At 65.4% G+C, this 25,704-nt stretch carries 27 protein-coding genes; 13 read left to right on the forward strand and 14 right to left on the reverse strand.

The features are described 5' to 3' along the window. Nucleotides 1–9 precede the first annotated feature (9 nt). Nucleotides 10–2,010 (reverse strand): PhoX family protein, encoded by a 2,001-nt coding sequence (locus BM193_RS01945; RefSeq protein WP_092794969.1) that lies wholly within the window; start codon nt 2,008–2,010, stop codon nt 10–12. Nucleotides 2,011–2,147: 137 nt separating this feature from the next. After that, a complete protein-coding gene (locus tag BM193_RS01950; RefSeq protein ID WP_092794971.1) occupies nt 2,148–3,359 on the reverse strand; it encodes an MFS transporter in 1,212 nt (403 codons plus the stop codon). Nucleotides 3,360–3,503: 144 nt separating this feature from the next. Here BM193_RS01950 and BM193_RS01955 point away from each other — a divergent pair, with 144 nt between their 5' ends. Beyond that, nucleotides 3,504–3,740: a DUF3820 family protein gene (locus tag BM193_RS01955; protein WP_092794973.1), complete on the forward strand. Its 237-nt coding sequence runs from the start codon at nt 3,504–3,506 to the stop codon at nt 3,738–3,740. Nucleotides 3,741–3,748: 8 nt separating this feature from the next. Here the strand turns inward: BM193_RS01955 and BM193_RS01960 are convergent, their stop codons facing one another. After that, nucleotides 3,749–4,132 carry a glutaredoxin domain-containing protein gene (locus BM193_RS01960; protein ID WP_092794975.1) on the reverse strand — a complete coding sequence of 128 codons (384 nt, stop codon included), beginning with the start codon at nt 4,130–4,132 and terminating at the stop codon, nt 3,749–3,751. A 122-nt stretch (nt 4,133–4,254) separates the two neighbouring features. Here BM193_RS01960 and BM193_RS01965 point away from each other — a divergent pair, with 122 nt between their 5' ends. Then, nucleotides 4,255–4,788, forward strand: coding sequence for a hypothetical protein (locus BM193_RS01965; RefSeq protein WP_092794977.1), 534 nt, complete (start codon nt 4,255–4,257; stop codon nt 4,786–4,788). Between the two features lie 44 nt (nt 4,789–4,832). Here the strand turns inward: BM193_RS01965 and BM193_RS01970 are convergent, their stop codons facing one another. Genes BM193_RS01970 through BM193_RS01980 form a run of 3 tightly spaced genes read right to left on the reverse strand, consistent with a single transcriptional unit; the run spans nt 4,833 to nt 6,853 of the window. Beyond that, the gene (locus BM193_RS01970) at nt 4,833–5,579 is read right to left on the reverse strand and encodes a GNAT family N-acetyltransferase (RefSeq protein ID WP_217638403.1); all 747 of its coding nucleotides are present in this window, start codon (nt 5,577–5,579) and stop codon (nt 4,833–4,835) included. Then, nucleotides 5,527–6,348, reverse strand: coding sequence for an APH(3')-I family aminoglycoside O-phosphotransferase (locus BM193_RS01975; protein ID WP_139175996.1), 822 nt, complete (start codon nt 6,346–6,348; stop codon nt 5,527–5,529). The genes BM193_RS01970 and BM193_RS01975 overlap by 53 nt, the downstream gene beginning before the upstream one ends. Before the next feature lie 16 nt (nt 6,349–6,364). Continuing rightward, entirely contained in the window at nt 6,365–6,853 is a 489-nt protein-coding gene (locus BM193_RS01980) for an Lrp/AsnC family transcriptional regulator (RefSeq protein WP_092796959.1), read from the reverse strand. Between the two features lie 77 nt (nt 6,854–6,930). Here BM193_RS01980 and BM193_RS01985 point away from each other — a divergent pair, with 77 nt between their 5' ends. Then, on the forward strand, nt 6,931–7,827 hold the full coding sequence (locus tag BM193_RS01985) for an EamA family transporter (RefSeq protein WP_092796961.1): 897 nt from the start codon (nt 6,931–6,933) through the stop codon (nt 7,825–7,827). Here the strand turns inward: BM193_RS01985 and BM193_RS01990 are convergent. Beyond that, nucleotides 7,805–9,106 (reverse strand): ATP-binding protein, encoded by a 1,302-nt coding sequence (locus BM193_RS01990; RefSeq protein ID WP_092794980.1) that lies wholly within the window; start codon nt 9,104–9,106, stop codon nt 7,805–7,807. The two genes, BM193_RS01985 and BM193_RS01990, sit on opposite strands and share 23 nt — an antisense overlap. Beyond that, nucleotides 9,103–9,780 (reverse strand): response regulator, encoded by a 678-nt coding sequence (locus BM193_RS01995; protein ID WP_092794982.1) that lies wholly within the window; start codon nt 9,778–9,780, stop codon nt 9,103–9,105. The genes BM193_RS01990 and BM193_RS01995 overlap by 4 nt, the downstream gene beginning before the upstream one ends. A gap of 203 nt (nt 9,781–9,983) precedes the next feature. Between BM193_RS01995 and BM193_RS02000 the strand changes: the two genes are divergently transcribed. From BM193_RS02000 to BM193_RS02010, 3 genes are read left to right on the forward strand one after another with little or no spacing between them, the layout of a single operon-like run. Then, nucleotides 9,984–10,562: a porin family protein gene (locus tag BM193_RS02000; protein WP_092794983.1), complete on the forward strand. Its 579-nt coding sequence runs from the start codon at nt 9,984–9,986 to the stop codon at nt 10,560–10,562. An 8-nt stretch (nt 10,563–10,570) separates the two neighbouring features. Continuing rightward, the gene (locus tag BM193_RS02005; protein ID WP_092794985.1) at nt 10,571–11,338 is read left to right on the forward strand and encodes a MipA/OmpV family protein; all 768 of its coding nucleotides are present in this window, start codon (nt 10,571–10,573) and stop codon (nt 11,336–11,338) included. Nucleotides 11,339–11,343: 5 nt separating this feature from the next. Next, entirely contained in the window at nt 11,344–12,030 is a 687-nt protein-coding gene (locus BM193_RS02010) for a hypothetical protein (RefSeq protein WP_092794986.1), read from the forward strand. 16 nt (nt 12,031–12,046) lie between these two features. Here BM193_RS02010 and BM193_RS02015 read toward each other — a convergent pair whose 3' ends face one another. Then, complete coding sequence (locus BM193_RS02015; protein ID WP_175533124.1) at nt 12,047–13,270, reverse strand: MFS transporter; 1,224 nt, start codon at nt 13,268–13,270, stop codon at nt 12,047–12,049. Nucleotides 13,271–13,368: 98 nt separating this feature from the next. Between BM193_RS02015 and BM193_RS02020 the strand changes: the two genes are divergently transcribed. Beyond that, nucleotides 13,369–14,283, forward strand: a complete 915-nt coding sequence (locus BM193_RS02020; protein ID WP_092794990.1) for a LysR family transcriptional regulator — start codon at nt 13,369–13,371, stop codon at nt 14,281–14,283. Here BM193_RS02020 and BM193_RS02025 read toward each other — a convergent pair. Together BM193_RS02025 and BM193_RS02030 are read right to left on the reverse strand one after the other, a co-directional pair. Further along, nucleotides 14,280–16,439 carry a putative bifunctional diguanylate cyclase/phosphodiesterase gene (locus BM193_RS02025; protein ID WP_092794991.1) on the reverse strand — a complete coding sequence of 720 codons (2,160 nt, stop codon included), beginning with the start codon at nt 16,437–16,439 and terminating at the stop codon, nt 14,280–14,282. The genes BM193_RS02020 and BM193_RS02025 overlap by 4 nt on opposite strands. Before the next feature lie 188 nt (nt 16,440–16,627). Next, on the reverse strand, nt 16,628–17,563 hold the full coding sequence (locus BM193_RS02030) for a LysR family transcriptional regulator (RefSeq protein ID WP_092794993.1): 936 nt from the start codon (nt 17,561–17,563) through the stop codon (nt 16,628–16,630). A gap of 167 nt (nt 17,564–17,730) precedes the next feature. On the opposite strand from BM193_RS02030, the gene BM193_RS02035 reads away from it, so the two are divergent. From BM193_RS02035 to BM193_RS02050, 4 genes are all read left to right on the forward strand, one after another. Then, complete coding sequence (locus BM193_RS02035) at nt 17,731–18,432, forward strand: pirin family protein (RefSeq protein ID WP_092794995.1); 702 nt, start codon at nt 17,731–17,733, stop codon at nt 18,430–18,432. Nucleotides 18,433–18,683: 251 nt separating this feature from the next. Next, the gene (gene ribA, locus BM193_RS02040; protein WP_092794997.1) at nt 18,684–19,337 is read left to right on the forward strand and encodes a GTP cyclohydrolase II; all 654 of its coding nucleotides are present in this window, start codon (nt 18,684–18,686) and stop codon (nt 19,335–19,337) included. A gap of 63 nt (nt 19,338–19,400) precedes the next feature. Further along, the gene (locus BM193_RS02045; protein WP_092794999.1) at nt 19,401–20,792 is read left to right on the forward strand and encodes a S1 family peptidase; all 1,392 of its coding nucleotides are present in this window, start codon (nt 19,401–19,403) and stop codon (nt 20,790–20,792) included. Beyond that, on the forward strand, nt 20,789–21,775 hold the full coding sequence (locus tag BM193_RS02050; RefSeq protein WP_092795001.1) for an FHA domain-containing protein: 987 nt from the start codon (nt 20,789–20,791) through the stop codon (nt 21,773–21,775). Before BM193_RS02045 ends, BM193_RS02050 begins: the two co-directional genes overlap by 4 nt. 106 nt (nt 21,776–21,881) lie before the next feature. Here the strand turns inward: BM193_RS02050 and BM193_RS02055 are convergent, their stop codons facing one another. Continuing rightward, complete coding sequence (locus BM193_RS02055) at nt 21,882–22,538, reverse strand: CCXG family PEP-CTERM protein (protein WP_092796963.1); 657 nt, start codon at nt 22,536–22,538, stop codon at nt 21,882–21,884. A gap of 523 nt (nt 22,539–23,061) precedes the next feature. On the opposite strand from BM193_RS02055, the gene BM193_RS02060 reads away from it, so the two are divergent. Continuing rightward, nucleotides 23,062–23,400, forward strand: a complete 339-nt coding sequence (locus tag BM193_RS02060) for an MmcQ/YjbR family DNA-binding protein (protein WP_092796965.1) — start codon at nt 23,062–23,064, stop codon at nt 23,398–23,400. A 9-nt stretch (nt 23,401–23,409) separates the two neighbouring features. On the opposite strand, the gene BM193_RS02065 is transcribed toward BM193_RS02060, so the two are convergent. Then, a complete protein-coding gene (locus BM193_RS02065; RefSeq protein WP_092795003.1) occupies nt 23,410–24,030 on the reverse strand; it encodes a TetR/AcrR family transcriptional regulator in 621 nt (206 codons plus the stop codon). A gap of 91 nt (nt 24,031–24,121) precedes the next feature. Between BM193_RS02065 and BM193_RS02070 the strand changes: the two genes are divergently transcribed. Next, nucleotides 24,122–25,360, forward strand: a complete 1,239-nt coding sequence (locus BM193_RS02070; protein ID WP_092795005.1) for an MFS transporter — start codon at nt 24,122–24,124, stop codon at nt 25,358–25,360. Nucleotides 25,361–25,367: 7 nt separating this feature from the next. Here the strand turns inward: BM193_RS02070 and BM193_RS02075 are convergent, their stop codons facing one another. After that, the gene (locus BM193_RS02075) at nt 25,368–25,670 is read right to left on the reverse strand and encodes a hypothetical protein (RefSeq protein WP_092795007.1); all 303 of its coding nucleotides are present in this window, start codon (nt 25,668–25,670) and stop codon (nt 25,368–25,370) included. Nucleotides 25,671–25,704 lie beyond the last annotated feature (34 nt).

The following is a 25,704-nucleotide window of genomic DNA, read 5'->3' on the forward strand; positions in this document are numbered from 1 at the left end:
CGGCGCGCATCATTTCGACAGTTTCACCTGCGTCAGTTCCGCCGTCAGGTAGCCGACGGCGCCACTGGCCTTGCTGTTGTAGTTGGTGTTGATGAGGATATTGATCTGGTCCTTCAGCGCCGATGGCAGGCCGGGGAAGCGGTTCCACTCATCGCCCGGATGCTGGAAGTTGCTCATCACATAGGTCCAGCCATTGATCTCGTCGACCGCATGCAGGCCCGTCGATTCCGCGCCGGCCGGGCAGGACAGCAGGCGTTCCAGCTTCTTGGTATCGACGTTAAACGCCCACAGGAAGTTGTTCAGGTGGTTGCCGCTGTCCTCGCCGATGAACAGGGTGCGCAGTTTTTCCGAGAACTTCAGGTTGTCGGGACTGGCGATCTTGGCCGGATTGGCCGTGTTGCCCAGGCCATCGGCCGCGATGTCTTCGCCCGCGATCAAGAGGGTCGATTCGCTCGGCACCCATTCGCTGTCGATGGCCGCGCCCGTGTCATCCTTCTGTCCGCCCGCCAGCTTGTGCGACACGACGGCGCCCGCCACCAGTTTCTTGAACTTGACGTTGTGGCCGGCCACGTAGCCCGAGCCGCCTTCCACCATCGAGTCCTGGATGTTGGCATACGCCGAATAGGCAATCTTGTCCTTGGCGTTGACCGTCGTGCCTTCATTCTTGGTGAAGGCCATGCTGCCGCCCTTGAGGGCGGCGTAGCGGTGGGTTTCCAGGAAGGCGGCGGCCTTGTCCTGCCCCGCCTTGACGCGGACCCAGGCGGTTTTCTTGTTCAGGACGATCTTCGTGTAGCTGGCGTCGGACGGGTCGGCCAGGGTCGAATCCATGATGTCGGCGGCCTTGATGCCGCCATCGACCAGCGCCTTGATCTCGGCGTGCGTCGCATGGCCCAGCTTGACCCATTGCAGCTTGCCGGTGGTGGTCTCGGTCAGCTGGCTCGTGTATTTGGCGACGTACAGGGTGCCGCCCGCAGCCAGGTCGGCAACCTTGTCGGCCACGAACATGAACAGCCCGCCGTTCGTATAGTCGTCGCCGCCCAGGATGGTGCGCTGATCCGGCATCACCTGCACCAGTTCGCGCGAATAGCGGCCCAGGCAATAGTGCTTCTTGATGCTGCCCGTGCCATCGGGGTTGACGGACACTTCCGGCAGGTGGCCGTAATCATAGGGATTGGCGGTCGCCGCATCGCCGAAGACGTTCTTGCTGAATTCCTTGAGCACGGCCAGACTCTGGCCGCCCAGGCCCTGGTCGAAGGCGTCGGGCTCGTACTCTTCGCTCGACAGATGGGTGTTCCACGGCGACAGGCTGGCGCCGCAGGTGATCCACAGGCCCTTCACCGGCGAGGTATCGACATTGTGGTATTTCACCAGCGACAGCTTGCCCGTGGTCTGGTCCTGGTCCAGGGTCAGCACGGCGATCGGCGACGGCAGCGTGCCATAGGTGGAGGCGCCGGCCTGGTTGAGCGAGTTGTATTCAAACTGCACCACGGCAAACACGGGCTTGCCCTTGACGCCGGCCACGCTGGCGTTGGCCACCGTCAGCATCGAGCTGCCGTCCGGCGAGTCGGAGAAGAACTGGCGCTCCTTGCCCGGCACCGAGCTGTCGATGATGGGCTGGTTCCTGATGTCGACATAGCCGCCCGCAATCACGGTGCCGCCCTTGCCGTCCGGCACCCGGTCGCCCGTCAGGAAGAAGGGCTGGTAGGCCAGGTTGTAGCTGTTGCTGCTGCCATCGCTGAAATTGACCTTGAGCTTGGAGCCGACGGTGGTCGTCGCCAGCGCGGCAGGCGAGCTCGCCAGCGGCGCGGCCATGCCCGTGAATTCCGCCGTGGTAAACGTGGCGGCGGGCGTGACTGGCGGCGTCACCGGCGGCAGGTCGTTATCGGACCCGCCGCCACAACCGGACAGAAAGGCGCTGACACCGGTCAAGCCGGCCAAGGGCAGCATGGGGGCGCCGGCGAACAGTTGCAACAGGCGGCGGCGTGAGGACTCAGGAACGTAATTCGACATTTTTTATGTTTCTTCCGTTATCAATATCGTTGGACAGACCAGCGGGAATACGAGGCCGGAGCATAAACGACAAATATGTCAGCTTGATTACCAGGCAAGCTGAAGCGTGAAGAAACGGCCAGCGGATGCGCAGCGGCTCAATGGCCCGCCGCGTGGATCGATTTCTTGCCGCCGGCCCGCACGGCGATCGGGTTCAGGCGGTCCAGGCGGCCGCTCCAGGCCGTCAAGCCGAACGCGCCCAGCACGACCAGGGCGCCGATCCAGCCCGTGTGCACCAGGCCCACATGCTCGACGATGAGGCCACCGCCCCAGGCGCCGCCGGCGATGCCCAGGTTGAAGGCGGCGATGTTCAGGCCGGAGGCGACGTCGACGGCGCGCGGCGTGAAGTGTTCCGCCTGCTGCACCACATACACTTGCAAGCCGGCCACGTTGCCGAACGCCACGGCGCCCCACAGCAGCACGGTGACGACGACGAGTACGGGATGCGGCGCCGTGAAGGTCAACAGCAGCAGCACGGCTGCCAGCAGCAAAAAGATCCGTTTCAGGGCGCTGACGGGGCCTTGCTTGTCGGCCAGCCTGCCGCCCCAGATATTGCCGAAGGCCACGGACACGCCATACACGAGCATCACCACGCCCACGGCGCTGGCGCTGAAACCCGATACCTGCTGCAGGATCGGCGCCAGATACGTAAAGGCGATGAAGGAGCCGCCATAGCCGACGGCCGTCATGGCGTACACCAGCAGCAGCCGGGGCTGGGCCAGCACCTGCACTTGCTGCAGCAGCGAGGCGGGCTTGCTGTGAGCGATGGTCGACGGCACGTACAGCAGGCTGCCGACAAAGGCGACCACGCCCAAGGCGGAGACGGCGAGGAAGGTTTCGCGCCAGCCGAAATGCTGGCCGATGAAGGTGCCCAGCGGCACGCCCGTCACCAGGGCCACGGTCAAGCCCGTAAACATGATGGCGATCGCGCTGGCCGCCTTGTCCTTCGGCACCAGCGAGGTGGCGATGGTCGAGCCGATCGAAAAGAACACGCCATGCGCCAGGCCGGTGAGGATGCGGGCGATGACCAGGGTTTCGTAGCCGGGCGACTTCCAGGCCAGCAAATTACCCAAGGTAAACAACACCATCAGCGACAGCAGCAGGGTCTTGCGCGCAATCTTGCCCGTCAGGGCAGTCAGGACGGGCGCGCCGACAGCCACGCCCAGCGCGTACAGGCTGACCAGCAGGCCTGCCGACGGCAGGCTCACGCCCAGGTCGGCGGCGATGGTGGGCAATAGCCCGACAATGACAAACTCGGTGGTTCCGATGGCAAATGCGCTGAGGGTCAGCGCGAGCAAGGCAATGGGCATGGCAAACTCCGATAAATGATGTTGGCATGCAGTATCGGGGTTTTCCTTGTTGCGAAAAATACGTCTCCAGGCAGAAGATAGTTGCGCCAAACTCAACAATTTCGTGTTCTGCTACACTGCAGCAATCGATAACGGAGCTGTCGCATGAATTCAGAAAAACTGGCGCTGCTGCTCACGCGCGAAATGCCATATGGGAAATATCAGGGACGCCTGCTGGCCGACCTGCCGGGCCATTACCTGGGCTGGTTCGCGCGCGAGGGCTTCCCCTCGGGCGAACTGGGCAGTTTGATTGCGCTGATGTACGAACTCGACCACAACGATTTGCGCGGCTTGCTTGATCCCTTGCGCACGCGCAAGTCGCCGTGGCGGCCGGGCGAATAAAGCAGCGCTTAGAACTCGCGTACTTTCTTGGCCAGCATGGCGCCCAATTCGCCGGTTTCCACCAGCTGTTGCAATTCGCTGGCGCCGCCGACCAGCACGCCATTCACAAAAATCATGGGAAACGTGGGCCAGCCCGTCCACATTTTCAGCGCATTGCGGCGGTGCCACTGGCTCAGGTAGCTGCCGTACTGCAAATACTGGTAGGGCGTGCCCAGCACGTCGAGGATCTTGCGCGCCTTGCGGGGAAACGGATTGAGCGCCATGCCGACGATGACGACCTGGTGCGCGGCAATGGCCGCCTGCACCTCGCGCACGATCTCCGTGTGCTTGCTGCCAATCAATGGGCGGGCGGCGGGATGGATCTGGGTTTCATCGAGGATGGCGCGGGTCATGAAAGTCCTGGGTCAGTGGCACGTGGCGTGCGGATCACGCATTGTGCCATGCGCCACGGCTGGCGTGGGCGACACTGCGCCGCTCCTCCCCTTCATTTGAATATATGCAAGCAATCCTTCCCATGCCTGAATGGCGCCGCAGCGGCCGCCTGATCGGCTCGCTTTTGCTCGCCGCCGGCTCCTCCAGCACCCTCGCCGCTGCCGATCCCGGTCTTGAAAATGGCCTGATCCAGGCGCTGCACCTGAAAAAGGGCAGCACGGCCAGGGTAGGCACCTCCGGCAAGGCCATCCAGGCTTACATACGCGAAGGCTACATCGGCAAGCACCCGGACCAGCGCTTTGATTACACCGATTATTACCTGCTCAAGAAGCCGGCCAGCTTCATGGGACACGAACTGGTGCTCATCGAGGAAGAATACATCACGCAATACATCGGCTGCTGCGTCAGCCCCGGGGCGGGCGTGACGCTCAAGGTGCAGGGCAGCACGCAGAAGCTGCAAGCGTTCGCCATCGCCCAGCGCTGCACCTTGACCGACCCCGTCGATATCCGGCAAGCACTGAGCGAGGTTGCCATCCAGGCCCGGCTGCCCAAGGACCATGACGCCTCATTGAGCTGCAGGGAACGCGACGCGGAGCGCGACGAATCCGACCAGTGACATGGCCGCCCGGCACCCACGCCGCGGCAGTGCGCTTCCCCGCCTCACGTCATCGTTGCCGTCGAATACGCTGACAGGGTCTGCCAGCCAAGGCTCGCATACAATTTCAAGCCATCCTCGGTTGCCACCAGCACCCGGCGCGCGCTATCAGACCGCTGCCGGGCCGCCAGCGCGGCGACCAGCACACGCCCCAGCCCCCGGCGCCGATGCGCGGCTTCGGTGACGATCCTGTCGAAAATAAGAACGCCCGCATATTCCACGGCATGGCCGCTGGCGGCCACGGCACCGTCGCCGGTCAGAATGCGCGCCGTCGTCATTGCCGGCGACGTTGCGACGTCCAGCCGGTAGCCGGCCGGCAGCGCTGGCGCAGGTAGCTGGCCGGCATGGGTCATGAAGTATCCCCCGGGCAGCAGCTGCCATCGGGGCGGCAACAGGCGCAGCAATTGCTCGCCGGTGCCGCACATCTTGATGAGGATATGCGGGCGGTCGATAGCGGCTGCCAGCGCGCTGATTGCCGGCACCGGTCCCGCAAAAACGTAGCGCCGGATTTCCTGGGGCGAGCCCGTATCGACGCGCCACCCCCCATGATCGGGCACGGGCAGCGCAAGGCCACGGGCAATGGAACGGGCGGCCAGCCAGGCCGCCAGCAGACCAGGCTCAAGCAGATACGAACTTCCTTGCTCCTCCATAGTCAAGCTCCCGCATTCGTTATAGCTGATGATGCCTGCCAGGGCATATTCAAAACAGCTCGTCCAGCAACAAGTGAAACTGCAGCTTGCCTTGATCGGCATCAACGATCCCATAGGCCCGCAACAACCTTTGCTGCAGCGAGGCGTCGAACTCACCGAGACTACGCCAGACGATAGCCAGGTCCTGGTAACGGTCGGCAACACCGGCCCGGCCCACGTCAATGCAGCCGGCGACGGCGCCTTCCCGCATCAGGATATTGTCCAGCGAGAAGTCGCCATGCGTCACGACGAGGTCGGGCGCGAGGGGCAGGCATCCGTGCAGCGCCGCCCACACCTGTGTCACCGTCCAGCCTGCCCGTTCGGCATCGAAATCGTCTGCATCGACCAGGCCCCCATCGATGCGCTGGCGCGCCTGGGCCAGCCGAAGCGCATGGCCCGCATCGAAGGGGCAGTCGCGCACCGGGATCGCGTGCAGGCGGCGCAGGAATGCCGCCAGCGCGTCGACCACGGCGGGTCCCAGCGCAGGGTTCGCTTCCAGCAGCGCGGACGCCGTTGTGCCCGGCATGGCCGTCATCAGCAGCCATGCCTGGTCCGGATCTGCCGCGCGGGCGAACTGGCGCACGGCCGGCACGGGCAGGTATGGCGCCAACCAGCGCAGCCGCGCCATTTCATCGGCAATATCGGCGGCGGCCGCCTCCACGCCATGCTTCAGGTACAGGTCGGGCGCAGCGCCCTGGCCCTGCAGGCAGTAGACGGCAGCATCCGATGCGCCCCCGTCGCCGCGCGCCCAGCCATGGCCGGCCACGGCGGCAGCCATGCTGGCGGGCATGGCTGCCGTCACCGCGGCTAGTGTTCTTTTGGAGATGGTCATTTGCCTGGCCTTTGCGCTATGCCAACGGCACGTGCAAGCCCATCTTGAGGCAAGTCAAGGCCACGGAAGTGCGGTAGCGCCGGATATTGTCGTCGCCGCCGAACAGGCGCTCCGTCAGTGCTTCATATTCCGCCATGCTGCTGGCCGTGATGACCAGCAGGTAATCGGCCTCGCCGGTAATCCCATAGCATTGCTGGATGGCAGGTTCGGCCAGGATGCGCGCGCGCATGCCGGCCGTGCGCAGCGGGTGCTCGTCGTGCAAATGCACTTCCACCGTCAAGATCAGCGGGCGGCCCAGGCGGCTCGCGTCGAGCACGGCCACCTCGCTGCGGATCACGCCGCTCTCGCGCAGGCGCCGGATGCGCCGCTGCACGGCCGGTGCCGACAAATGCACGGCCTGGGCGATTTCCCGCTGCGACGTCGTGTTATCGCGCTGCAAGATATCGAGGATGGCCAGGTCGAAGGCGTCGAGGTCGGGGGAAGGCGTGAGCGAAAGTTGCGTCATGAAGGTCAAAATGCAGTGCAAATATCGGAGCAGACACAATAAACTTTCACCACTCCGATATCAAGCCATTTATGACCATGCCTCAGCACCGCTACTCTTCTTTTATCCCCTTGCTCGCCATCCTCGGCTCCGTCACCGCGCTGGGGCTGGGCACCTCGTGGGCCAAGCACAGCCTGTTTCCCCTCGTCGGCGCGCAAGGCACGACGGCCGTGCGCGTGGGCTTTTCCGCCCTGTTGCTGCTGCTGTTCTGGCTCCCGTGGCGCTGGCAGCTGAGCCGTGCCGACCTGCGCACCGTGGCCCTGTATGGCGCCGCGCTGGGCTTGACCAACCTGAGCTTCTACATGGCCTTGCGCACGATCCCGTTCGGCATCGCCGTGGCGATCGAGTTTTCCGGCCCGCTGGCTGTGGCGCTGTTCGCCTCGCGCCGTCCGCTCGACTTCGTCTGGGTGGCCCTGGCCGTGGCGGGACTGGGCCTGTTGCTGCCGCTCGGCCACGACATCAGCAAGCTCGATCCGACCGGCGTGCTGTTCGCGCTGGGCGCCGCCGTCTGCTGGGCCACGTACATTATCTTCGGCAAGCGCGCCAGCCACTTGCACGCGGGCCATTCCGTGTCGCTGGGCCTGGCCATGGCCGCGCTGGTGGTGGTGCCCGTGGGCGTGGCGCACAGCGGCGCCGCCCTGCTCTCGCCCGTCGTGCTGGCCGTGGGGCTGGGCGTGGCCTTTGTGTCCAGCGCGATTCCGATCTCGCTGGAAATGGTGGCCCTGAAACGGCTGACGCCGCAGGCGTTCGGCATCATGAGCAGCATGGAGCCGGCCGTGGCCGCCATGCTTGCCTTCATCCTGCTCGATGAACGCCTGGGCGCCGCGCAATGGCTGGCCATCGCCATGATCATGGCCGCGTCCATGGGCAGCTCCTACATGGCGCAGCGCCAGAGACGCGGCGCGCCCGCGCTCAGGCCCGAATATAAATCGTGAAGCGCGCGCCGCCCAGCGGCGAGTCGTCGATGGCGATGGCGCCGCCGTGCAGCGCCACGGCCCGGGCGGCGATGGCCAATCCCAGGCCGTGGCCGGCGGCCGCCTGGTCCTGCTCGCGGGCCAGGCGGTAGAACGGGGCAAACACCCGTTCGCGCTGGTCGGCGGGAATGCCGGGACCGTCGTCCTCGATGACGATGCGCAGCGCCTCGCCATCGCGGAAGGCCGACAGCGCCACGCGCGCGACGGCATATTTGGCCGCATTGCCCAGCAGGTTGCCGACGGCGCGCGCCAGCAGGCGGGGATCGCCGCGCAGCTCGCCCAGGTCGCCGGCAATGCCGGCGTCCACCTGGCGCGGCAAGGCCGCCGCCACGCAGGCGTGCAGCAGGGGTGCCAGGGGAAAGGGCTGGCGCGGCAGCGCCTGCGCATGATCGAGCCGCATCAGGTCCAGCAGCTCATTGACGAGGGTTTTCAATTCCTCGACGTCGGCACCCATGGCGTCGACGCGCCGCCGCAGGTCGGGCTGGCCTTCCGCATGCCGCCCGGCCAGCAGTTCCAGGCCGAACTCCAGCCGCGCGATCGGCGTGCGCAGCTCGTGCGACACCGACAGCAGCAAATGCTTGCGCGCCTCCAGCAGGGAGCCGATGCGCCCGGCCATGTCGTTGATGCGGCCCGCCAGCGGCGCGATGCTGGACCCGGGGCTGACCTGCGCCCGCGCGCCCAGGTCGCCCTGTCCGAAATCGTCGGCCATGCGCGACAGCGCCGCCAGGCTGCGCCCGTGCGCGCGCGTCCACCAGCCCAGCGGCAGCAGCAGGCACAGGGCGATGACGGCGAAACGGATCGCCTCCATGCGCAGCGCCTGGCCCACGTCGATGGGCAGGTTCTGCGCGTGGAGCACGTCGTCCTCGCTGCCGGCATAGCGCGCGCCCGTGGCGTCGACGCGGCGGTAAAAGCCCTTGCCGCCCACGTCCATCACCACGGCGCCGTGCAGCAGCGGCGCGCGCCGCGCCGCCGGCAGCGCCGCCAGCACGACGGCCAGCGGCTGCAGTTCCAGCGTGACGTCCGACACTTCGCGCACCTTGTTCAGGCGCGGCAGCCATTCGTCGGCGGGCGCCTGGTCGATGTACTGCTCCAGCAGGAAGATCTGGCCGGCGGCCTGGTCGCGCGCGATATGTTCGAGCGGATCGCCGAACAGACGGCTGAAGGTGACGTAAATGACGCCGCTGCCCAGTGCGATGGACAGCAGCACCAGCAGGGCGAAACGCCAGAACAGGCGGTTCATTCCCAGGCGGAGGGCGTGAGCAGGTAGCCTTCGCCCCACACCGTCTTGATGCGCTCGGCGGCGGCGTCGTCGAACTTGCGGCGCAGGCGCGAGATGCAGTTGTCGATACTGCGGTCCAGGCCATCGAACTCGATGCCGCGCATCTTGACGAGGATGTCGTTGCGCGACATGACCTTGCCCGCGGCGTCGGCCAGGATGGCGAACAGCTTGAATTCGGCGCTGTTCATGGCGATTTCCTGCCCGCGCCAGTGCACGGCGCGGTTCTCGCGCGACACGCGCAGCTGGCCGATGACGATATCGCCGCCGGCCGCCGCGCTGCCGCGCCGCTGCAGCGCGCGCAAACGGGCCAGCAGCACGCGCGGCTGGATCGGCTTGTTCACGTAGTCGTCGGCGCCCTGCTCCAGGCCCGAGACTTCGTCGAAGGTGTCTTCGCGCGCCGTGAGTATCAGGATGGGCACGGCGCTGAGCTGGCGCAGCTGGCGGCACACCACCAGGCCGTCGACGCCGGGCAGGGTCAGGTCGAGTATCACCAGCTCGGGCTGGGTGTCGCGAAAGCGCGCCAGGGCCTGGTCGCCGCGCGTGACGACGTCGACCGCATAGTCGTATTGCTCCAGGTATTCCTTGACCAGCGCGGCCAGCCGCGCATCGTCCTCCACCAGCATGACACCTTGCATCGCTCCTCCGCGCCGCCATTTTTGTGGCGTATTGTAGTGGAGCGCGGCGCGAAAGTGGCATATTCGACAATCCGGTACACATTTGTACACTTTTCATACAAATGCGGCCTACAAATTGCGGACAATTCAAGGACAAACACAGGCGGATTCCGGGACGCTGTTTGCCTAACATTCATGGCTCCTACCTCAACCGGAATCCGAACATGAAAAAATTTGCATGCAGCACCCTGCTCGCCGTCGCCGCCACCTCGATCGTCCACGCCGAAGGCCTGTACGTGGGCGCCAACGTCAGCCCGTCCAGCGACGGCAAGATCCAGTATGCGGCTGGCGGCACGACAAGCCAGCGCGGCGCCAGCGGCAAGGCGCTGCCGTTCGGCGTCTTCGCCGGCTATGCACTGACGCCGGACTGGGCCCTGGAAGGCGGCTACCGCGCCAGCGGCGGCACGACCCGCTTCGACCTCGACCCCGGCTACCAGCTCAAGCTGCGCGCCAGCGCCGCCTACCTGGCGGCACGCGGCACGTGGCAGCTGGACGAGGACTGGTCGCTATTCGCCAAGGCCGGCATGGCGCGCAGCCGCGTCGAATTCAGCATCAACGGCAGGAATGCGCCGCCCGGTGAATCGGCGAACAAGACGGGCCTGTACGCGAGCGTGGGGGCGGCTTACCAGATCAACAAGGACGTGGCGCTGCAGCTCGAATGGGAGCACGCCCCGACAGTCAGATACGAGGGACTGGACAGCACGATGAACCGCATCGCGCTCGGTATCCGCTTCGGTTTTTAAAGGATGGCATGAACAAGTTCGCTCCCCGTTTTTCTCCCTTGCTGTTGCTACCGGCGCTGCTGCTGGCCGATGGCGCCGGCGCGCAGATGATGCCCGACGGGAGCAGGGACATGTACGTGGGCGCGGCCGTCACGGGCAGCTCCGCGACGGACGATGGCGCGCCGCGCGCCGCCGTCCTGCGGCCGCTGCTGCAAGTCCAGTGGAGCAATGGCCTGTTCGTCTCGGCCAGCGGCGTGGCGGGCATGCACTTGTCGGCCACGCCGGGCGTGGAATACGGTCCGCTGCTGGCCGCCAGCAATGCGCGCGATCCGGAAGATGGCTGGCGCCTGCGCGGCACGCGGCGCATCGCGGGCTCGCCCGACGTGGGCGGCTTCTATGGCTATTACCTGGGCGAGCAGGCGCGCGTCACGTCGAACCTGGTGTATGACACGAGCGCGCATGGCTGGCGCGCGCAGCTCGCCGTGCAAAAGACCCTGCCATCGCTGGCGGCCCATCATACTGTGACCCTGTCGGCCGGCGTCTCGCTGGCCAGCGGCGCCGTGATGGAGGAGCGCTACGCCGTCAGTGCCGCCGCTGGCGGCGCGCGCGACTACCGCCCGGCCGGCGGCGTCACCGCCATCGAGGCGGGTGTCAACTGGAACTGGGCCCTGAGCAGCAAGTGGCTGCTCAACAGCGCCGTGACGGGCACGCGGCTGGGCAGCGGGCCGGCCCGCAGTCCCGTCGTCGAACGGCGCCACGTCATCACCTGGTCCAGCGGCCTGGGATACCGGTTTTAAGCGCCATGCGCAAGTCCCTGCTTCTCGGCCTGGCACTGCTGCCCGCGTTCGCCGGCGCACAGGAAGGCAGCGACTGGACCGCGTACCGCGACGCCTACCGCCACATGATCTGGTTCGAGAAGTACGGCAAGTCCAAGCAATGGCTGCAGCAGCATCTGCGCCTGCGTGCGCGCGACGCCAGCGTGTCCACGGATGGCTTGCGCCTGACCTTGCACGGCAAGGACGCGCAGCTGGCGCTGCCGCTCGATGCGCTGGGCCGCGCCGTTTTCCCGTTTTCCAAGGCCGCCTATGACGACAACGCGGAGCTGAGCTGGAACCGCAAGCCGGGGCAGATCACGTCAAGCGCCTGGGTCTCCATCGTCACGCGGCCCGATGGCACCTATGCGGCGGCCGACCTGCGCGCCGCCTGCGAACAATTCCTCGCCTATGCGCGCTACGCCGGCGGCGCTGGCGCTGGCGGCAAGCGCTGCGCCGGCGTGCAGTTTGCGTATGCGCGGACGGATGCGGCGCAAGTGCGCTACCAGGGCGGCGATGGCGCGGCGCTCCCGCTGGCGGCGCAGGAAGGCCCCGCCTTTCCCGGCGACGCCGTGGGGGTTTTCCGCATCTTCGCCTACCGTTTCAGTGCGCACCCGGACGGGGGCCAGGTCCTCACCAGCGGCACGCCGCTGGCGATCGCCGCGCTGCTGGAATAAGGTGGCGGCACCGTGTTCAGTGCACGGCCGCTCCCGCCACATGGGCGGCCAGGTTCTTGCGCGCCAGCCACGCCAGCGGCAGCAAGGCGAACAGTGCGGCCGCCACGCCGGCCCACGGCGACGACGCCATCAGCTGGCGCGACACCATCAGCGCGCCCAGCATGGAGCCGAAGGAAATGCCGAGGTTGAACGCGGAAATGTTCAGGCCCGAGGCGAAATCGACGGCGCGCGGCGTGTAGCGCTCGGCCGTGGCCAGCATGCCGGCTTGCAGGGCGGGCGACAGGCCGAAGGCGAATACGCCCCAGATAAACAGCATCACCGTCATCATCCACTGGGACGTGATGCAGAGGGCCACGCCCACTTGCGTGGCGGCCAGCAACAGCAGCATCAGGCGCAGGGCTTTTTGCCAGCCCAGGTGGCTGGTCAGGTAGCCGCCCGCCAGGTTGCCGGCAAAGGTGGCGGCGCCGAACACGATCAGCAAGGCGCTGGCCATGGTGGCGGAAAAGCCCGTCACGTCCGTCAGGATGGGCGTGATGAACGTGAAGGCGGCAAAGCTGCTGCCGAAACCGAAGGTCGTCACCGCCATCATCGTCAGGATGGGGCCGCTACCGAGCGCCGCCAGCTGCGTCATGGCCTTGCCGCCCTTGCCTTGCTGCAAGCCAGCGGGCAGCCAGCGCGCCATGGCCGCCAATCCCAGCGCCGCCAGCACCACCACCGCAAAGAAAGGCAGGCGCCAACCCATCAAGTTGCCGAGGAAACTGCCGAAGGGCACGCCGATCACCATGGCCAGGGTCAAGCCCGCGAACATCACGGAAATCGCCCTGCCCGCCTGCGCCTTGCTGACCAGGCTGGCCGCCACGGTGGCGCCGATGGCAAAGAAGGTGCCGTGCGCCACGGCCGTGATGACGCGCCCGAACAGCAGCAGTTCGAACGTGTGCGAAAACGCGGCCAGCAAATTACCGGCCAGGAAGACCGACATCAGCCCCAGCAAGGCCGCCTTGCGCGGCAGGCGCGACATCAGCAGCACCAGCAGCGGCGTGCCGATGGCCAGCGCCAGCGCGTACAGGCTGACCAGGGAGCCGGCCGATTCGATGGAAATGTGTAAATCCCTGGCGATGGTGGGCAGGATGCCGACGACGATGAATTCGGTCACGCCGATGGCGAAGGCGCCGACGGCCAGCGCCAGCACGCCGGGTGGCATCTTGCTGGCTGGCGGGGAAACAGGGTGTGCGGTGGTCATGATTACTCCGGCAAATGGTTCAAGCCAGCCAGTCTATCGAGATAAATACTTTTGATATAGACTCTAATAATGGAAACACCTGTGAAATGGATTCAATAATGGCCAGGCAAGACATCAACCGCGCCTTCGAGATGAGCGTCTTCGTGGCCGTGGTGGAAACGGGCGCCTTCTCCGCCGCCGCGCGCCGCCTGGCCCTGACGCCATCGGCCGTCAGCAAGCTCGTCAATCGCCTGGAAGCGCGGCTCGGTGCGCGGCTGCTCCAGCGCAGCACGCGCCAGTTGCACACCACGCCCGAAGGCGACGCCTTTTTTGTGCAGTGCAAGCGCATCCTCGACGACATCGATGGGGCCGAGCGCGAGGCGGCGCAGGGGGCCGCGCCGCGCGGACGCTTGCGCATCAACTGTTTCGTGCCCTTCGGCGTGCGCCATTTGCTGCCCATCCTGCCCGAGTTCGCCCGCCGCTATCCCGACATCGTGCTCGACGTGGTCGTCAGCGATGCCATCGTCGACTTGCTGGAAGACCGCACCGACATCGCCATCCGCACGGGCCAGCTGAAGGCATCGAACCTGGTGGCGCGCAAGCTGGGCGAGGACGCGATGGTGGTGGTGGCGTCGCCAGCTTACGCGGCGCGCCACGGCTTGCCGCGCACGCCGCAGGAATTATCCGAACATAATTTATTGGCGTTCAACTTCCGCTGCCAGAACGAAACCTGGCCCTTCCTCGATGGGGAGGGAAATACGCTGCAAGTGGCGCCGCAGGGCAATACCTGCGTCAGCGACGGTGAAAGCATGCGCCAGCTGGTGCTGGCGGGCATGGGGCTGGGACGCTTTTCGCGCCAGCACGTGCAGCGCGATATCCGGCAGGGCGATTTGATCCCGGTGCTGCAGGACTACAATCCGGGCGACAGGGAACTCGTGCACGCCGTCTTCGTGGGACCGGGCCGGCAAGTGCCGGCCAGGGTGCGCGTGATGCTCGATTACCTGCTGGAAAAGGTCAAGCTGGACCCAGCTTAAACGACGGCCTCGCCCAGGCGCAGGCGCTTGCCCTCGTCCAGCATCAGTTCGAACTCGGCCGCCGGCACGGCGGGGCTGAACAGATAGCCTTGCAGCTGGTCGCAGCCCAGCTCGCGCAAGAAACGCATCTGCTCGGCCGTTTCCACCCCTTCGGCAACGATTTCCTGGCGCAGCTGCTGTGCCATGGTGACGATGGCGCGGGCGATGGCGCAGTCGTTTTCCTCGAACGGCAGGCCGATGACGAAGGAGCGGTCGATTTTCAAGGTGCTGATGGGGAATTTTTTCAGGTAGGCCAGGCTGGAATAGCCGGTGCCGAAGTCGTCGAGCGCCAGCGCCAGGCCCATGGCCACCAGCTGGTTCATGATGTCGATGACCTTGTCGGCGCCCCGCATCAGCAGGCTTTCCGTGATTTCCAGCATGATCTGCTCGGGCCGCACGCCGTAGCGATCGAGCACGGCCGCGATACGCGCCGGCAACTGTTCATCGAACTGGCGCGCCGACAGGTTGACGGCGATGGCCGGCATGTGCAGGCCGCGGTCTTCCCAGCTGCGGATCTGGCGGCACGCCTCGTCCAGCACCCAGGTGCCCAGCTCTAAAATCAAGCTGGTTTCCTCGGCGACGGGGATGAAGACGCCGGGCGAGACCATGCCGCGCATCGGATGCTTCCAGCGCAGCAAGGCTTCCGCGCCCACGATGCGTCCGCTGGCCAGGCTCACTTTCGGCTGGTAATGCAGTTCCAGTTCCTTGTCGCCCAGGGCCAGGCGCATTTCGCTTTCCAGGCGCAGATGTTCCTTGGCCCTGCGGTTCATGTCTTCGCGGTAAAACAGGAAGGTCGATTCAATCGTCTGCCCCGCCTTGGCCACGGCCACGTCGGCGAAGCGGAACAGGGCCGGCGCTTCCAGGCCGTCTTCCGGATACACGGTGATGCCGATGCTGGCGCCCACGTGCAGCGCATGCGTGTCGATATTGATCGGTGTTTCAAGCAGGTTGAGCAGCTTTTGCGCCACGTTGGCCGCGTGCTCGCGCTTCTCGATGTGCAACAGCGCCACGACGAACTTGCTGTTGTCGACCCGCGCCAGGATGTCCGCGTCGCGCAGGGCGCCACGGAACAGCTGGCCGATGGCGATCACCAGCTGGTCGCCCACTTCATGCCCCAGGGTATCGCTGATGGAACCGATGCGGCTGATGTCGATGACCATCAGCGCGCCATGCGTGCCCTGCCGCTTCGCTTCGGCCAGGCCCTGGTCCACCAGCTGGTTCAACAGGCAGCGGTTGGGCAAGCCCGTCAGGCTGTCGTAGTTGGCCATGCGCTGCATGCGCGCTTCCGCATCCTTGTGCACGGAGATATCGGAAAACAGGGAAAACACGTGGCTGATTTCGCCATACTCGTCGCGCACGACGCTGATGGTGACGTCTTGCGGGAACAGTTCGCCATTCTTGCGCTTGCCGATGATTTCGCCGCGCCAGGAACCGTGTCCGCGCATGGCGGCGCGCACCTTGGCGCGGAAATCGGGGTCGTGCACGCCCGAGCGCAACAGGTCGGGCGTGCGGCCGATGGCCTCGGCAGGCGAGTAGCCGGTGATGCGCGAAAACGAACTGTTGATGGAGACGATGCGCTCTTCCGCATCCGTGATCAGCACGGCTTGCTCGCTGTCTTCGATGATGCGCGCGTGCAATTTCACCTTGTCCATGTCGGACAGCGGTTCGCTCATGGCCGACAGGCGCACGGCCATGCCGCACCCTTTGCCAGCCTGGTCGTGGATCACGTGGCGGTGCATGCGCAGCCACGTCACCATGCCCGACTTCTTGCGCCGGCGCACATCGGTGGCCACGTCGCCGGGCGCCGCGTGCAGCTCCAGCACGCTCGCCTCCGCGTCGTCCTCCGGATACAAAAACAGGATGTGCTGGCCCAGCGCTTCCAGTTCGGAATAGCCGAACATCTGTTCGGCGCCATGGTTCCAGCCGATCAGGAAACCGTCATGGTCGATTTCCAGCAAGGCGTCGGCCGGCGCCACGCGCACCACGGGGCGGCTGGCGCCACGCAACCGCTCCAGCTCCTCCTGCAGCCGCGCCAGGGTGGCGGCCTGCTGCGGCCCCGCCTGCTCACTGGCTTCCTGGGACAGGCGCAGGCACAGCGCGACCTTCGCCTCAAGCACGGCAACCCCGCGCGGAAGGCAAGCCAGGGGAACATATCAGGGGCGCTGCGGTCTGTGTAATCATCAAAATCCCGCTATGGGGCATGGAGGTCGGGCCAAAAAAAAGATAACAATACTGTGAATATGGTAACTTAAAAATGTTGGCGTATGTCAACATTTTGCAGGCACGGCGGAATGGCGTGGCGACGTCAGGCCGGCGGCCAGGCACGCCCCGGCAGATGCTGCGCCAGGCGGGCAAACACGTCCGCTTCGCGCATGCGCGCCAGCCACCAGCGCAATGCGGCGCCATCCTCGCCCACCCGCCAGGCCAGGTAAAACGTTTCCGACGGTTTCGGCTCTTCCACGGCCTTTTCCACCAGCACGCCGCGCGCGATGGCGGCGCGCGCGCACGGTCCCGGCAGGAAGCCGAAGCCCAGGCCCAGCACCTGGTAGTCGAACTTGACCTGCATGCTCGGCACCGTCAGCGCATCCTGTCCCAGCAGCAAACCCACCGTGCGCGGCGCCATCTGGCGCGCCGAATCGGCCACCACCACGGCCCGGTGCCGCTGCAAATCGCCACGCGACAGCGGTCCCGGCAACTGCGCCAGCGGATGCGTGGGCGCGACAGTAAACACGAAGTCGAGCATGCCGATCGGCTGCGCAATATAGCCGCCGCCGGCCGGCCCGTCGCCGGGCGCGCCCACCAGCAGGTCGACGCGCCGGTCCAGCAGCGCCTCCCAGGTGCCCGACAAGGCATCTTGCGCCAGGCGCAGGCGCGTCTGCTGCGCCACGTCGTAAAAGGCGCGCACGTCATCGGCCAGGGCGACGGCGGAAAACATGGAATCGAGGCCGATCGCCAGTTCCGTTTCCCAGCCCGAGGCCACCCGGCGCACGCGGTGCTCGAGGTCCTGCGCCGCCTTCAGCAGATAGCGCCCCTCTTTCAGCAATTCCTGGCCGGCCGCCGTCAGCACGACTTTCGGGCCGTTGCGCTGGAACACCTGCACGCCCAGGTCGTCCTCCAGCTTGGCCACCGTATAGGAAATGGTCGAGGGAACTTTATGCAGCTCCTTGCCGGCCGACGAGAACGATCCCCGGCGGTCGATGGCGTCGACGATTTGCAGCGCTTCCAGGCTCAGTCTTAACATTCGATTTTTTCGATCATAGGTCGCAAGATTTTCCGTTTTTCTTTCTCTTCTGAGGCGCCTATACTTTGTCCATCGTACAGCGCAGGGCAGAAGAGAAGCCAAGGCATAGTGCCAGGCAACGGCCCTTCGAAATTATCGCACATTCACTGAGAGAAACGGAGTCCACCATGTTACAGATTCGTCATAGCGAAGAACGCGGCGCCGCCAACCACGGCTGGCTCAATTCCCACCACAGCTTTTCCTTCGGCAGCTACCACGATGCCAATCACATGGGTTTTGGCCCCTTGCTGGTGATCAATGAAGACAGGGTCACGCCAGGCCAGGGTTTCGGCACGCACGGCCACCGCGACATGGAAATCATTTCGTATGTGCTCGACGGCGCGCTCGAGCACAAGGACAGCATGGGCACCGGTTCCGTGCTGCACTACGGCGATGTGCAGCGCATGAGCGCCGGCAGCGGCGTGCGCCACAGCGAGTTCAACCATTCAAACACGGAGGGCTTGCACTTCCTGCAGATCTGGATCCAGCCGAACGTGACGGGCATTGCCCCCAGCTATGAAGAGAAACATTTCTCGCCGGACAGCAAACGGGGCAAGCTGCGCCTGATCGCCTCGTCCGACGGCCGCCAGGGTTCCGTGCTGATCCACCAGGACGCGGCCATCTACGCCAGCATCCTGCAGGAAGGCGAGCAGGCTGAACATGCGCTGGAGCAAGGCCGCATCGCTTATGTGCACCTGATCCGCGGCAGCCTGGTGGTGAACGGCACGCCCTTGAAAGCGGGCGATGCGCTGAAATTGACGGCGGAGGCCGCAGTCACGCTGACGCAGGCGGAAGACGCGGAAGTGCTGGTCTTCGACCTGCCACGATAAGGGGCGTAAGGGGCGCTGGCCCGAGCCTTGCGCCGCTTGCCGTTGCCGGCCAATGGGGCTTTTGCAAGGCCGCCCGTCTTGCAAAAGCCCCGTCCGGCCGCATCTGGAGGAAGTTCACCAGGCATTCCAGCCTGCAAATATCAGCCAGGGGAAATCGATAGCCCTGCTTTTTGGTATGATGACAGGGCGCGCCGGCACCGGAGTGGTCAGGCGCGCCTTTATTTTTGACAATTACCTATATGAGCACAACCATGCAAAGCGGCGCAGACCTCCTGGCGACAGGCGAATTGGATTACACGACTTCTTGCGCACTGCCGACGCCGTGGGCCCAGTTCACGCTGCACGCCTTTGTCGAGCACGCCACGGGCAAGGAACACCTGGCCATGGTGCTGGGCGATATCGGCGACGGCGAACCGGTGCTGGCGCGCGTGCATTCCGAGTGCCTGACGGGCGATGTGCTGTTCTCGCAGCGCTGCGATTGCGGCGCCCAGCTCGAAGGCGCCTTGAAGCGCATCGCCGAGGAAGGCCGCGGCATTTTGCTGTACCTGCGCCAGGAGGGCCGCGGCATTGGCCTGATCAACAAGATCCGCGCCTATCGCCTGCAGGAAGCGGGCGCCGACACGGTGCAAGCCAACGAGCAGCTGGGCTTCAAGGCCGATGCGCGCAACTACACCCTGTGCAAACCGATGTTTGCGCAATTCGGCGTGCACAGCCTGCGCCTGATGACGAATAATCCGCGCAAGATCGCCGCCATGGAAGCGCTGGGCATCGCCGTGGCCGAACGGGTGCCGCTGCTGGTCAACCGCAACGCCTTCAACCAGCACTATCTGAATACCAAGCAAAGCAAGCTGGGCCACATGATGACGCCCGTGACGGCGCCGGCGCTGGAAGACGGCGCCCTGTAGACACCCCGGGCTGGCGCGCCGTCGCGCGCCCCCGCTGCGCTCCTGCTCACGCACAAAGGATGCATGAAATTATCTAATCTCGCCTTCCTGCTGGCCAGCCTGTGCGCTGCGGCAGGCGCGCACGCGGCCCCGGCGACTGCCCCGGCCCCGGCCACCAGCGCTTCGACGCCTCCCGCCAAGCCACCGCCAGCCACCGCCGCGCCCGCCGCCACCGAACATGCGGCCCTGCCGCCACCGTCGTCGGCCGCGCAAAAGCTGTACACGGCGGCACGCGCCGACATCCTGCAAGTGCGCGTGCTGCTGAAAAATGGCCGCACGCAGTCATCGGTCGGCTCGGGCTTCCTGATCGGCACGGGCGACCTGGTCGTCAGCAACTACCACGTGGTGTCGCAATTCGCGCTCGACCCCGATACCTACGTGGGCGAATGGGTCGATACCAGCGGCCAGCGCGGCAATGTGGAGTTGCTGGCCGTCGACGTGCTGCACGACCTGGCCGTGCTGCGCGTGAGCCGCCACGGCACGGGCTTTTTCAAGATGCCGGCCCAGCTGGCACCCCTGACCCAGGGTCAATACCTGTATTCCATGGGCAACCCGCTGGACCTGGGTTTCGCCATTTCGGAAGGCTCCTATAACGGTATCGTCACGCGCAGCTTCTATGACCAGCTGATGTTTACGGGACCGATCAATTCCGGCATGAGCGGCGGCCCCAGCGTGACCGCGAATGGCGACGTCGCCGGCGTGAATGTCTCGAAGCGCCTCGATGGCGAACTGGTCAGCTTCCTCGTGCCGGCCCGCTACGCACAACAGCTGCTCGACAAGGTGGCGCAACAGGGCAAGCCGCCGAAGGATTTCAAGCCGGTCGTCACGGCGCAGCTGCTGGCGCACCAGGAAGTCATGGTGGCCCGGCTGCTCGATACGCCCCTGAACCTGAAAGCCATGGGCCCCTACCGCGTGCCCGTGCGCGAATCGGACCAGATGCGCTGCTGGGGCCGCTCCAATGTGAAGTCCGACAAACCGTACACGATCGACAACACCAGTTGCGCCATGGAATCGGCCATCTTCATTTCCGGCGCCCTGCAGACGGGGCAAGTGTCGATGCGCCACGAATTTCTGCGCAGCAGTGAACTGGGCGCCCTGCGCTTTTCCGAACTGGCCAGCGCCTCGTTCAAGAATGAAAACTTCGGCAGCTACAAGAGCGTGAACTTGACGGGTCCCCATTGCATCGAACAGTTCGTCAAGAACAAGACCCTGCCTTTGCGCGCCGTCATGTGCGTGCGCGCCTACCGCAAGTTTACCGGCCTGTACGACTTTGCCCTGCTGGCCGCCAGCACCGATGAGCCACTGATGAATCTGCAAAGCCGCATCGACGCGCGCGGCGTTTCCTACGCCAACGGCATGCGCGTCACGCGCACCTTCCTCGAAGCGCTGTCGCGGGAAAGCGGCAAAAAACCATGAGCGCGCCCTACTATATCGAGATCCTGGCCGAGAATGGCGAAGTGCGGCAGCGGCAGCGCATGGCCTCTTTGCCGATCCGCATCGGCCGCGGCTATGACAATGACTTCATCCTCGACGACGCGCACACGGCCGCCGCGCACGCCATCGTCGAGGAGGACGGGGCCGGCGGCCTGCTGCTGCGCGACCTGGGCAGCCACAACGGCGTGATCCACCGTGGCAAGCGGCAACTGCAGGTGGCCTTGACGGGCGACAGCGTCGTGCGCCTGGGCCACACCCGCCTGCGCGTGCGCGCCAGCAACCACCCGGTGGCGCCCGAACTGAGCGACACCACCATGCATAACTGGGAGGGTTTGCGCCCCGCCGTGGCGGGCCTGGCCATGATCGGCCTCTCGGCCGCCTTCAGCAACTGGCTGGGCGACGCGGAAGCGTTCGACCCGATATCCTATCTGATGATCATCGCGTATGCGCTCGGTGGCGGCCTCATCTGGGCGTCGATCTGGGCCGTGGCGAACCGCCTGTTCGGCCAGACGGCGCGTTTCGGCCGCCACCTGTTCATCATCGGCTGCGGCTTGCTGGCCATGGAAGTGTGGGAACTGGGCAGCAGCGTGCTGGCGTACGCGCTGTCGCTGGAAGCGCTGACGCGCTATGGACGGCATATGTTCATCGCCATCGTCTGTGTCATGATCTACTACCACCTGTGCACGATCAAGCCGCAGCATCCGCGCCGCTTCGCCCTCGTTGCCGTGGTGCTGGCCATCATCGGCTCGAGCCTGATTTTGCTGAGCAATCTGCAGATCAGCGGCCGCCTGGCGGACGAACCCTACATGTCTGTGCTCTACCCGCCCGCACTGCGCCTGAGCCCGGACCATGCGACGGACGCCTTCTTCCGCGATGCGGCCAGCCTGCGGCAAGGCGTCGATGCCGAACGGGGCAAGGCGGCCAAGGGCGACGCGGACGACGACGACAGCGACAGCGCCGAGTAAGTTCAACGCAATCCATGCAAAAAGCCCGCCGCGTCCTTGCAGACCGGCGGGCTTTTTCACGTGCGCCCTCCGGCGCGCGGTCAGCGCTGAAAAGCGCGCTGAAGACTCAGAACTTGGCTTCCTGCTTGCGGCGCGCCGTAAAGCCCAGCAAGCCCAGGCCGATCAGCAGCATGGCGTAGGTGGTCGGTTCCGGCACGGCCGAGATCAAGCCGTCATTCGCGCCGAAGCTGGCGAAATTGTTGTTGCCGGCCTTGAATTGCACCTGCTGGCCGCCATCGCAGCAACCTTCCAGGCCATAGATGCTCAGGGTATGGTTGCCGGCCGACAGGGCGCTCGAACCGCTGAGGAACTGGCTGGCATTGTTGTAGTTGCCCGCCCACCACATGTCGTTGCTCTTGACGTCCAGCGCCACGCCATCGAGGAACAGGGCGCCGCCCTTGCCGAAGTCGACGCCGCTGCGGAAGCTCCAGGCGCCCGCATCGGCCGCGCTGACGCCAAAGTTGATGACGGATTTGAAGGCGATGTTCGAGCCGCTGCCGAACAGGCCGCTGTTGCTGACGTTGTCATAGCTGGCGATGCTGGTCGAACCATAGCCGGCGCCTGGCGTGGCCACGGCGGCGTTCACCACGGACTGGTAGTTGGCGGCCGAGGTTTGCGCGGCGGCGGCCGAGTAGCCGGTGGACAGGGTGATGGTGCTGGCGTTTGCGTGGGCAAACACACCGACGGCGATCAGGGACAAGGCAATTTTAGGCAAGTTTTTCATGATGGTATCCAATAAGTAAGTATTCAGTGGGCGCGGCAGGCGGGCGCTTGAGCTGAATACACGCTGCATTGAGGCGTGTCGGCGTAGCGCGCTAAGATTGCAAAGATGAGCGGTCGGTGGCGTGAACTTCCGCGTAAAACACGGACTTGGTGCCATGGCGGCAGCGCAAGCGTCCTGGAAAGGGTTCGGGTTCCCGGGACAAAGCCAGACAGTTGACGGGTCAGGTAAGACGTTGAATGTATTCTATCTTAATTTCCCCATAAGAAAAGTATTTTTCTTTTTGCCATGAAAGATATTTTTCTGGCAATCACGGGCGGAGGCGCCAGAATCGGCCCGTGCGCCCCCGCCAGGCGGCGTGCGCGGCCCGGGAAGCAAGCTGTTGCGTGTCGCGCCAGCACCACAACCGGCCGGCCGACTGTCGCATCTTGCGCACTTCTTTTCGCACGCCGCTACACCACGCGGCGAAACAGCATGGCAAAATGCACTCACACTGCTTATCCGTCCGATGAAGGGGAAAGAGGAAATGGTTGACCTGGAAGAACTACGCTATCTGGCACTGTCGTTTCCCGACACCACCGAGGAAGAACACCACGACCGTCCGGCCTTCCGCGTGGCCGGGAAGATCTTTGCCACCCTGCCCGATGACGAGCACATCAACGTGCTGCTGGACGCGGAAGCGGCGCATATCGCCACCGTCATCACGCCGTCCGGCTGCAAGAAACTGTGGTGGGGCGAACGCCTGGCGGGCATTACCGTGCGCCTGGCCGATGCCGAACTGGACATGCTGGCCGCCGCCCTGACGGCCGCGTGGCGGCGCAAGGCGCCCAGCGACCTGGCCAAGAGCATCGACCAGGCCGGATAAGACTGCGCGCTACAGCGGCCAGTTGCGCAGCATCAGCGCCACCATCTGGTGCAACTGCTCGCGCGCGACACCAGCGGCAGCCTGGATGGCCATGCCCTGCGACAAGGTCACGACAAAGCGCGCCTGCTGCTCGGGGCAGGAATCGGGCGGCAGATCCCCCTCTTCCTTGGCGCGCCGCAAGCGGTCGCGCAGCTTGATTTCACCGCGCAAACGGCGCGCAAACAATTCATCGCGGATCGGCAGGGCGTCGTCGCTGCAGGCCAGCGCCGCGTTCACGCCCATACAGCCGTGCGGGCCGTCGGGCATGGTTTGCGCATCGACATATTGCGTCAGCAACGCTTCGACCACTTGGCGCGCCGTCGGCTGTTCCAGCGCCGCGTCGAAGAACCGCATGCGCGTGTCGCTGTAGCGCTCCAATGCCTTGTGGAACAGCTCCTCCTTGTTGCCGAAGACGGCATACAGGCTGGGCCGGTTCATGCCCATGGCTTTCGTCAATTCGGGCAGGGAGCTGCCCTCATAGCCTTTTTCCCAAAAGACTTTCATGGCGCAATCGAGCGCCTCGTCCGCATCAAACGTGCGTGGCCGGCCCGTCTTCGCCTTGGCCGCTGGCTCTTTTTTATCTTGTTTCATACCGATCGGTAAAAAATTGTGACAACGCTGTGGATTCCCGAATATTATATACCGACCGGTTAAAAACCTCTCAGCTTTTCAGGAACCCATCATGCAAGTACCCAGCAACTCTTCTGCGCAGGCCAATACGCCTGCCGCCAGCGACGACGCCACCGTGGCGCCCTGGCTGGCCGTCCTGTCGGTCGGCATCGGCGCCTTCGCCCTCGTCACGTCCGAATTCCTGCCCGTCGGCCTGCTGCCGGCCATGGCCGCCGAGCTGGCCATCAGCAAAGGCCAGGCGGGCCTGATGATCACCACGCCCGGCATCGTCGCCGCGTTTGCCGCCATTTTCGTCACCGTCGGCTCGGGCCGGCTGGACCGCCGCATCGTGCTGCTGGCGCTCACGGCGCTGCTGGTGGCCTCGAACCTGCTGGTGGCGCTGGCGCCTTCGTACGCGTGGATCTTGCTGGGACGCGCCATGCTGGGCGTCGGCGTGGGCGGTTTCTGGGCCATCGGCAGCGCCATCGGCCCCCGCCTCGTGTCGCCGCAGCACGCCTCGCGCGCCATGTCGATCATCTTCGCCGGCGTCTCGCTGGGCACGGTGGCAGGCGTGCCGGCCGGCGCCCTGGTGGGCGAGCTGGTGGGCTGGCGGGTGGCCTTCGGCGGCGCCAGCGCGATTGCCGTGCTAGTCTTCATCGGCCAGCTGTTCCTGCTGCCCAAGCTGCCACCGACTCAGGCCATCCGCCTGCGCCAGCTGCCGATGATCTTTGGCATCCGCAAGGCGCGCCTGGGCCTGATCGCCACGGCCATGCTCTTCACGGGCCAGTTCGCCGCCTACACGTATATCGCGCCTTTCCTCACGCAGATTTCACACTTGTCCGCCGCCACCGTCAGCGCCATGCTGCTGGTGTATGGCGCATCGGGCTTCATCGGCAACATCGCCGGCGGCTGGGTCGCCGGGCGCCACGAGCGTGCGGCGCTGCTGGTGACGGGGGCCATCCTCGGCATCTCGACCCTGGCGCTGGCCGCGCTGGGCAGCCATGCGTTCACGGCCATGCTGCTGGTGGCGATCTGGGGCTTCGGCTTCGGCGCCATGCCGATCGCCGTGCAGACGTGGATGTTCAAGGCGGCGCCCCATCTGATGGAAGGCAGCAGCGCGCTGTTCGTGGCCATCGTGCAAGTGTCGCTGGCCTCGGGCGCCTTGCTGGGCGGCCTGGCCGTCGATCATCTGGGCGTGGCCAGCGCCATGGTGGTGGGCGGCCTGTTCGCCCTCGGCTGCGCCTTGACCATTGGCATCTTCGGCAAGCCGCAGGCGACGGCGGCGGCCGGCGCGACGGCGTGCGAAGCGTAGGAAACAATCAGATGCGCCCGCGGCGGAATTCGCCGAGAAATTTCTTCACCTCGGCCGGCGTCATTGGCACATCGGCATCGCCGTGATACGCATACAGGAAGGGCGTGCCGCCCAGGCGGTCCGTCAGCTTGGCGAACAGCAAGAAGCGGCTGCCCAGCGGGTAGCGCCGCAGGTCGCTCAGGCGGCGCGAGCACTGCACGGCCAGCTCCGGCGAAAAGGCCTGGCCCGGCACGGGACGGATTTCCACACGGCCATGAACATCGCGCGATTCGACGGCGACATGCCGGTATGCATAAGTATCACGGGCCATGCCGCCACCTCTTTCTGAACAAAGGCGCCATCTT

The organism is Janthinobacterium sp. 344 (genome assembly GCF_900112025.1).
In the GTDB taxonomy this organism is placed as follows: domain Bacteria; phylum Pseudomonadota; class Gammaproteobacteria; order Burkholderiales; family Burkholderiaceae_D; genus Janthinobacterium.

Bases quoted from the DNA above. Each gene is read 5' to 3' on its own strand.
- BM193_RS01965 (WP_092794977.1), top strand. From the start codon at position 4,255: ATGCCTGAATGGCGCCGCAGCGGCCGCCTGATCGGCTCGCTTTTGCTC.
- BM193_RS02045 (WP_092794999.1), top strand. From the start codon at position 19,401: ATGAAATTATCTAATCTCGCCTTCCTGCTGGCCAGCCTGTGCGCTGCG.
- BM193_RS02030 (WP_092794993.1), bottom strand. From the start codon at position 17,563: ATGTTAAGACTGAGCCTGGAAGCGCTGCAAATCGTCGACGCCATCGAC.
- BM193_RS02005 (WP_092794985.1), top strand. From the start codon at position 10,571: ATGAACAAGTTCGCTCCCCGTTTTTCTCCCTTGCTGTTGCTACCGGCG.
- BM193_RS01945 (WP_092794969.1), bottom strand. From the start codon at position 2,010: ATGTCGAATTACGTTCCTGAGTCCTCACGCCGCCGCCTGTTGCAACTG.
- BM193_RS02010 (WP_092794986.1), top strand. From the start codon at position 11,344: ATGCGCAAGTCCCTGCTTCTCGGCCTGGCACTGCTGCCCGCGTTCGCC.
- BM193_RS01970 (WP_217638403.1), bottom strand. From the start codon at position 5,579: ATGCCGATCAAGGCAAGCTGCAGTTTCACTTGTTGCTGGACGAGCTGT.
- ribA (WP_092794997.1), top strand. From the start codon at position 18,684: ATGCAAAGCGGCGCAGACCTCCTGGCGACAGGCGAATTGGATTACACG.
- BM193_RS01950 (WP_092794971.1), bottom strand. From the start codon at position 3,359: ATGCCCATTGCCTTGCTCGCGCTGACCCTCAGCGCATTTGCCATCGGA.
- BM193_RS01995 (WP_092794982.1), bottom strand. From the start codon at position 9,780: ATGCAAGGTGTCATGCTGGTGGAGGACGATGCGCGGCTGGCCGCGCTG.
- BM193_RS02075 (WP_092795007.1), bottom strand. From the start codon at position 25,670: ATGGCCCGTGATACTTATGCATACCGGCATGTCGCCGTCGAATCGCGC.
- BM193_RS02000 (WP_092794983.1), top strand. From the start codon at position 9,984: ATGAAAAAATTTGCATGCAGCACCCTGCTCGCCGTCGCCGCCACCTCG.
- BM193_RS02015 (WP_175533124.1), bottom strand. From the start codon at position 13,270: ATGACCACCGCACACCCTGTTTCCCCGCCAGCCAGCAAGATGCCACCC.
- BM193_RS01960 (WP_092794975.1), bottom strand. From the start codon at position 4,132: ATGACCCGCGCCATCCTCGATGAAACCCAGATCCATCCCGCCGCCCGC.
- BM193_RS01980 (WP_092796959.1), bottom strand. From the start codon at position 6,853: ATGACGCAACTTTCGCTCACGCCTTCCCCCGACCTCGACGCCTTCGAC.
- BM193_RS02055 (WP_092796963.1), bottom strand. From the start codon at position 22,538: ATGAAAAACTTGCCTAAAATTGCCTTGTCCCTGATCGCCGTCGGTGTG.
- BM193_RS02020 (WP_092794990.1), top strand. From the start codon at position 13,369: ATGGCCAGGCAAGACATCAACCGCGCCTTCGAGATGAGCGTCTTCGTG.
- BM193_RS02050 (WP_092795001.1), top strand. From the start codon at position 20,789: ATGAGCGCGCCCTACTATATCGAGATCCTGGCCGAGAATGGCGAAGTG.
- BM193_RS01985 (WP_092796961.1), top strand. From the start codon at position 6,931: ATGCCTCAGCACCGCTACTCTTCTTTTATCCCCTTGCTCGCCATCCTC.
- BM193_RS02035 (WP_092794995.1), top strand. From the start codon at position 17,731: ATGTTACAGATTCGTCATAGCGAAGAACGCGGCGCCGCCAACCACGGC.
- BM193_RS01990 (WP_092794980.1), bottom strand. From the start codon at position 9,106: ATGAACCGCCTGTTCTGGCGTTTCGCCCTGCTGGTGCTGCTGTCCATC.
- BM193_RS01955 (WP_092794973.1), top strand. From the start codon at position 3,504: ATGAATTCAGAAAAACTGGCGCTGCTGCTCACGCGCGAAATGCCATAT.
- BM193_RS02070 (WP_092795005.1), top strand. From the start codon at position 24,122: ATGCAAGTACCCAGCAACTCTTCTGCGCAGGCCAATACGCCTGCCGCC.
- BM193_RS02060 (WP_092796965.1), top strand. From the start codon at position 23,062: ATGGTTGACCTGGAAGAACTACGCTATCTGGCACTGTCGTTTCCCGAC.
- BM193_RS02065 (WP_092795003.1), bottom strand. From the start codon at position 24,030: ATGAAACAAGATAAAAAAGAGCCAGCGGCCAAGGCGAAGACGGGCCGG.
- BM193_RS01975 (WP_139175996.1), bottom strand. From the start codon at position 6,348: ATGACCATCTCCAAAAGAACACTAGCCGCGGTGACGGCAGCCATGCCC.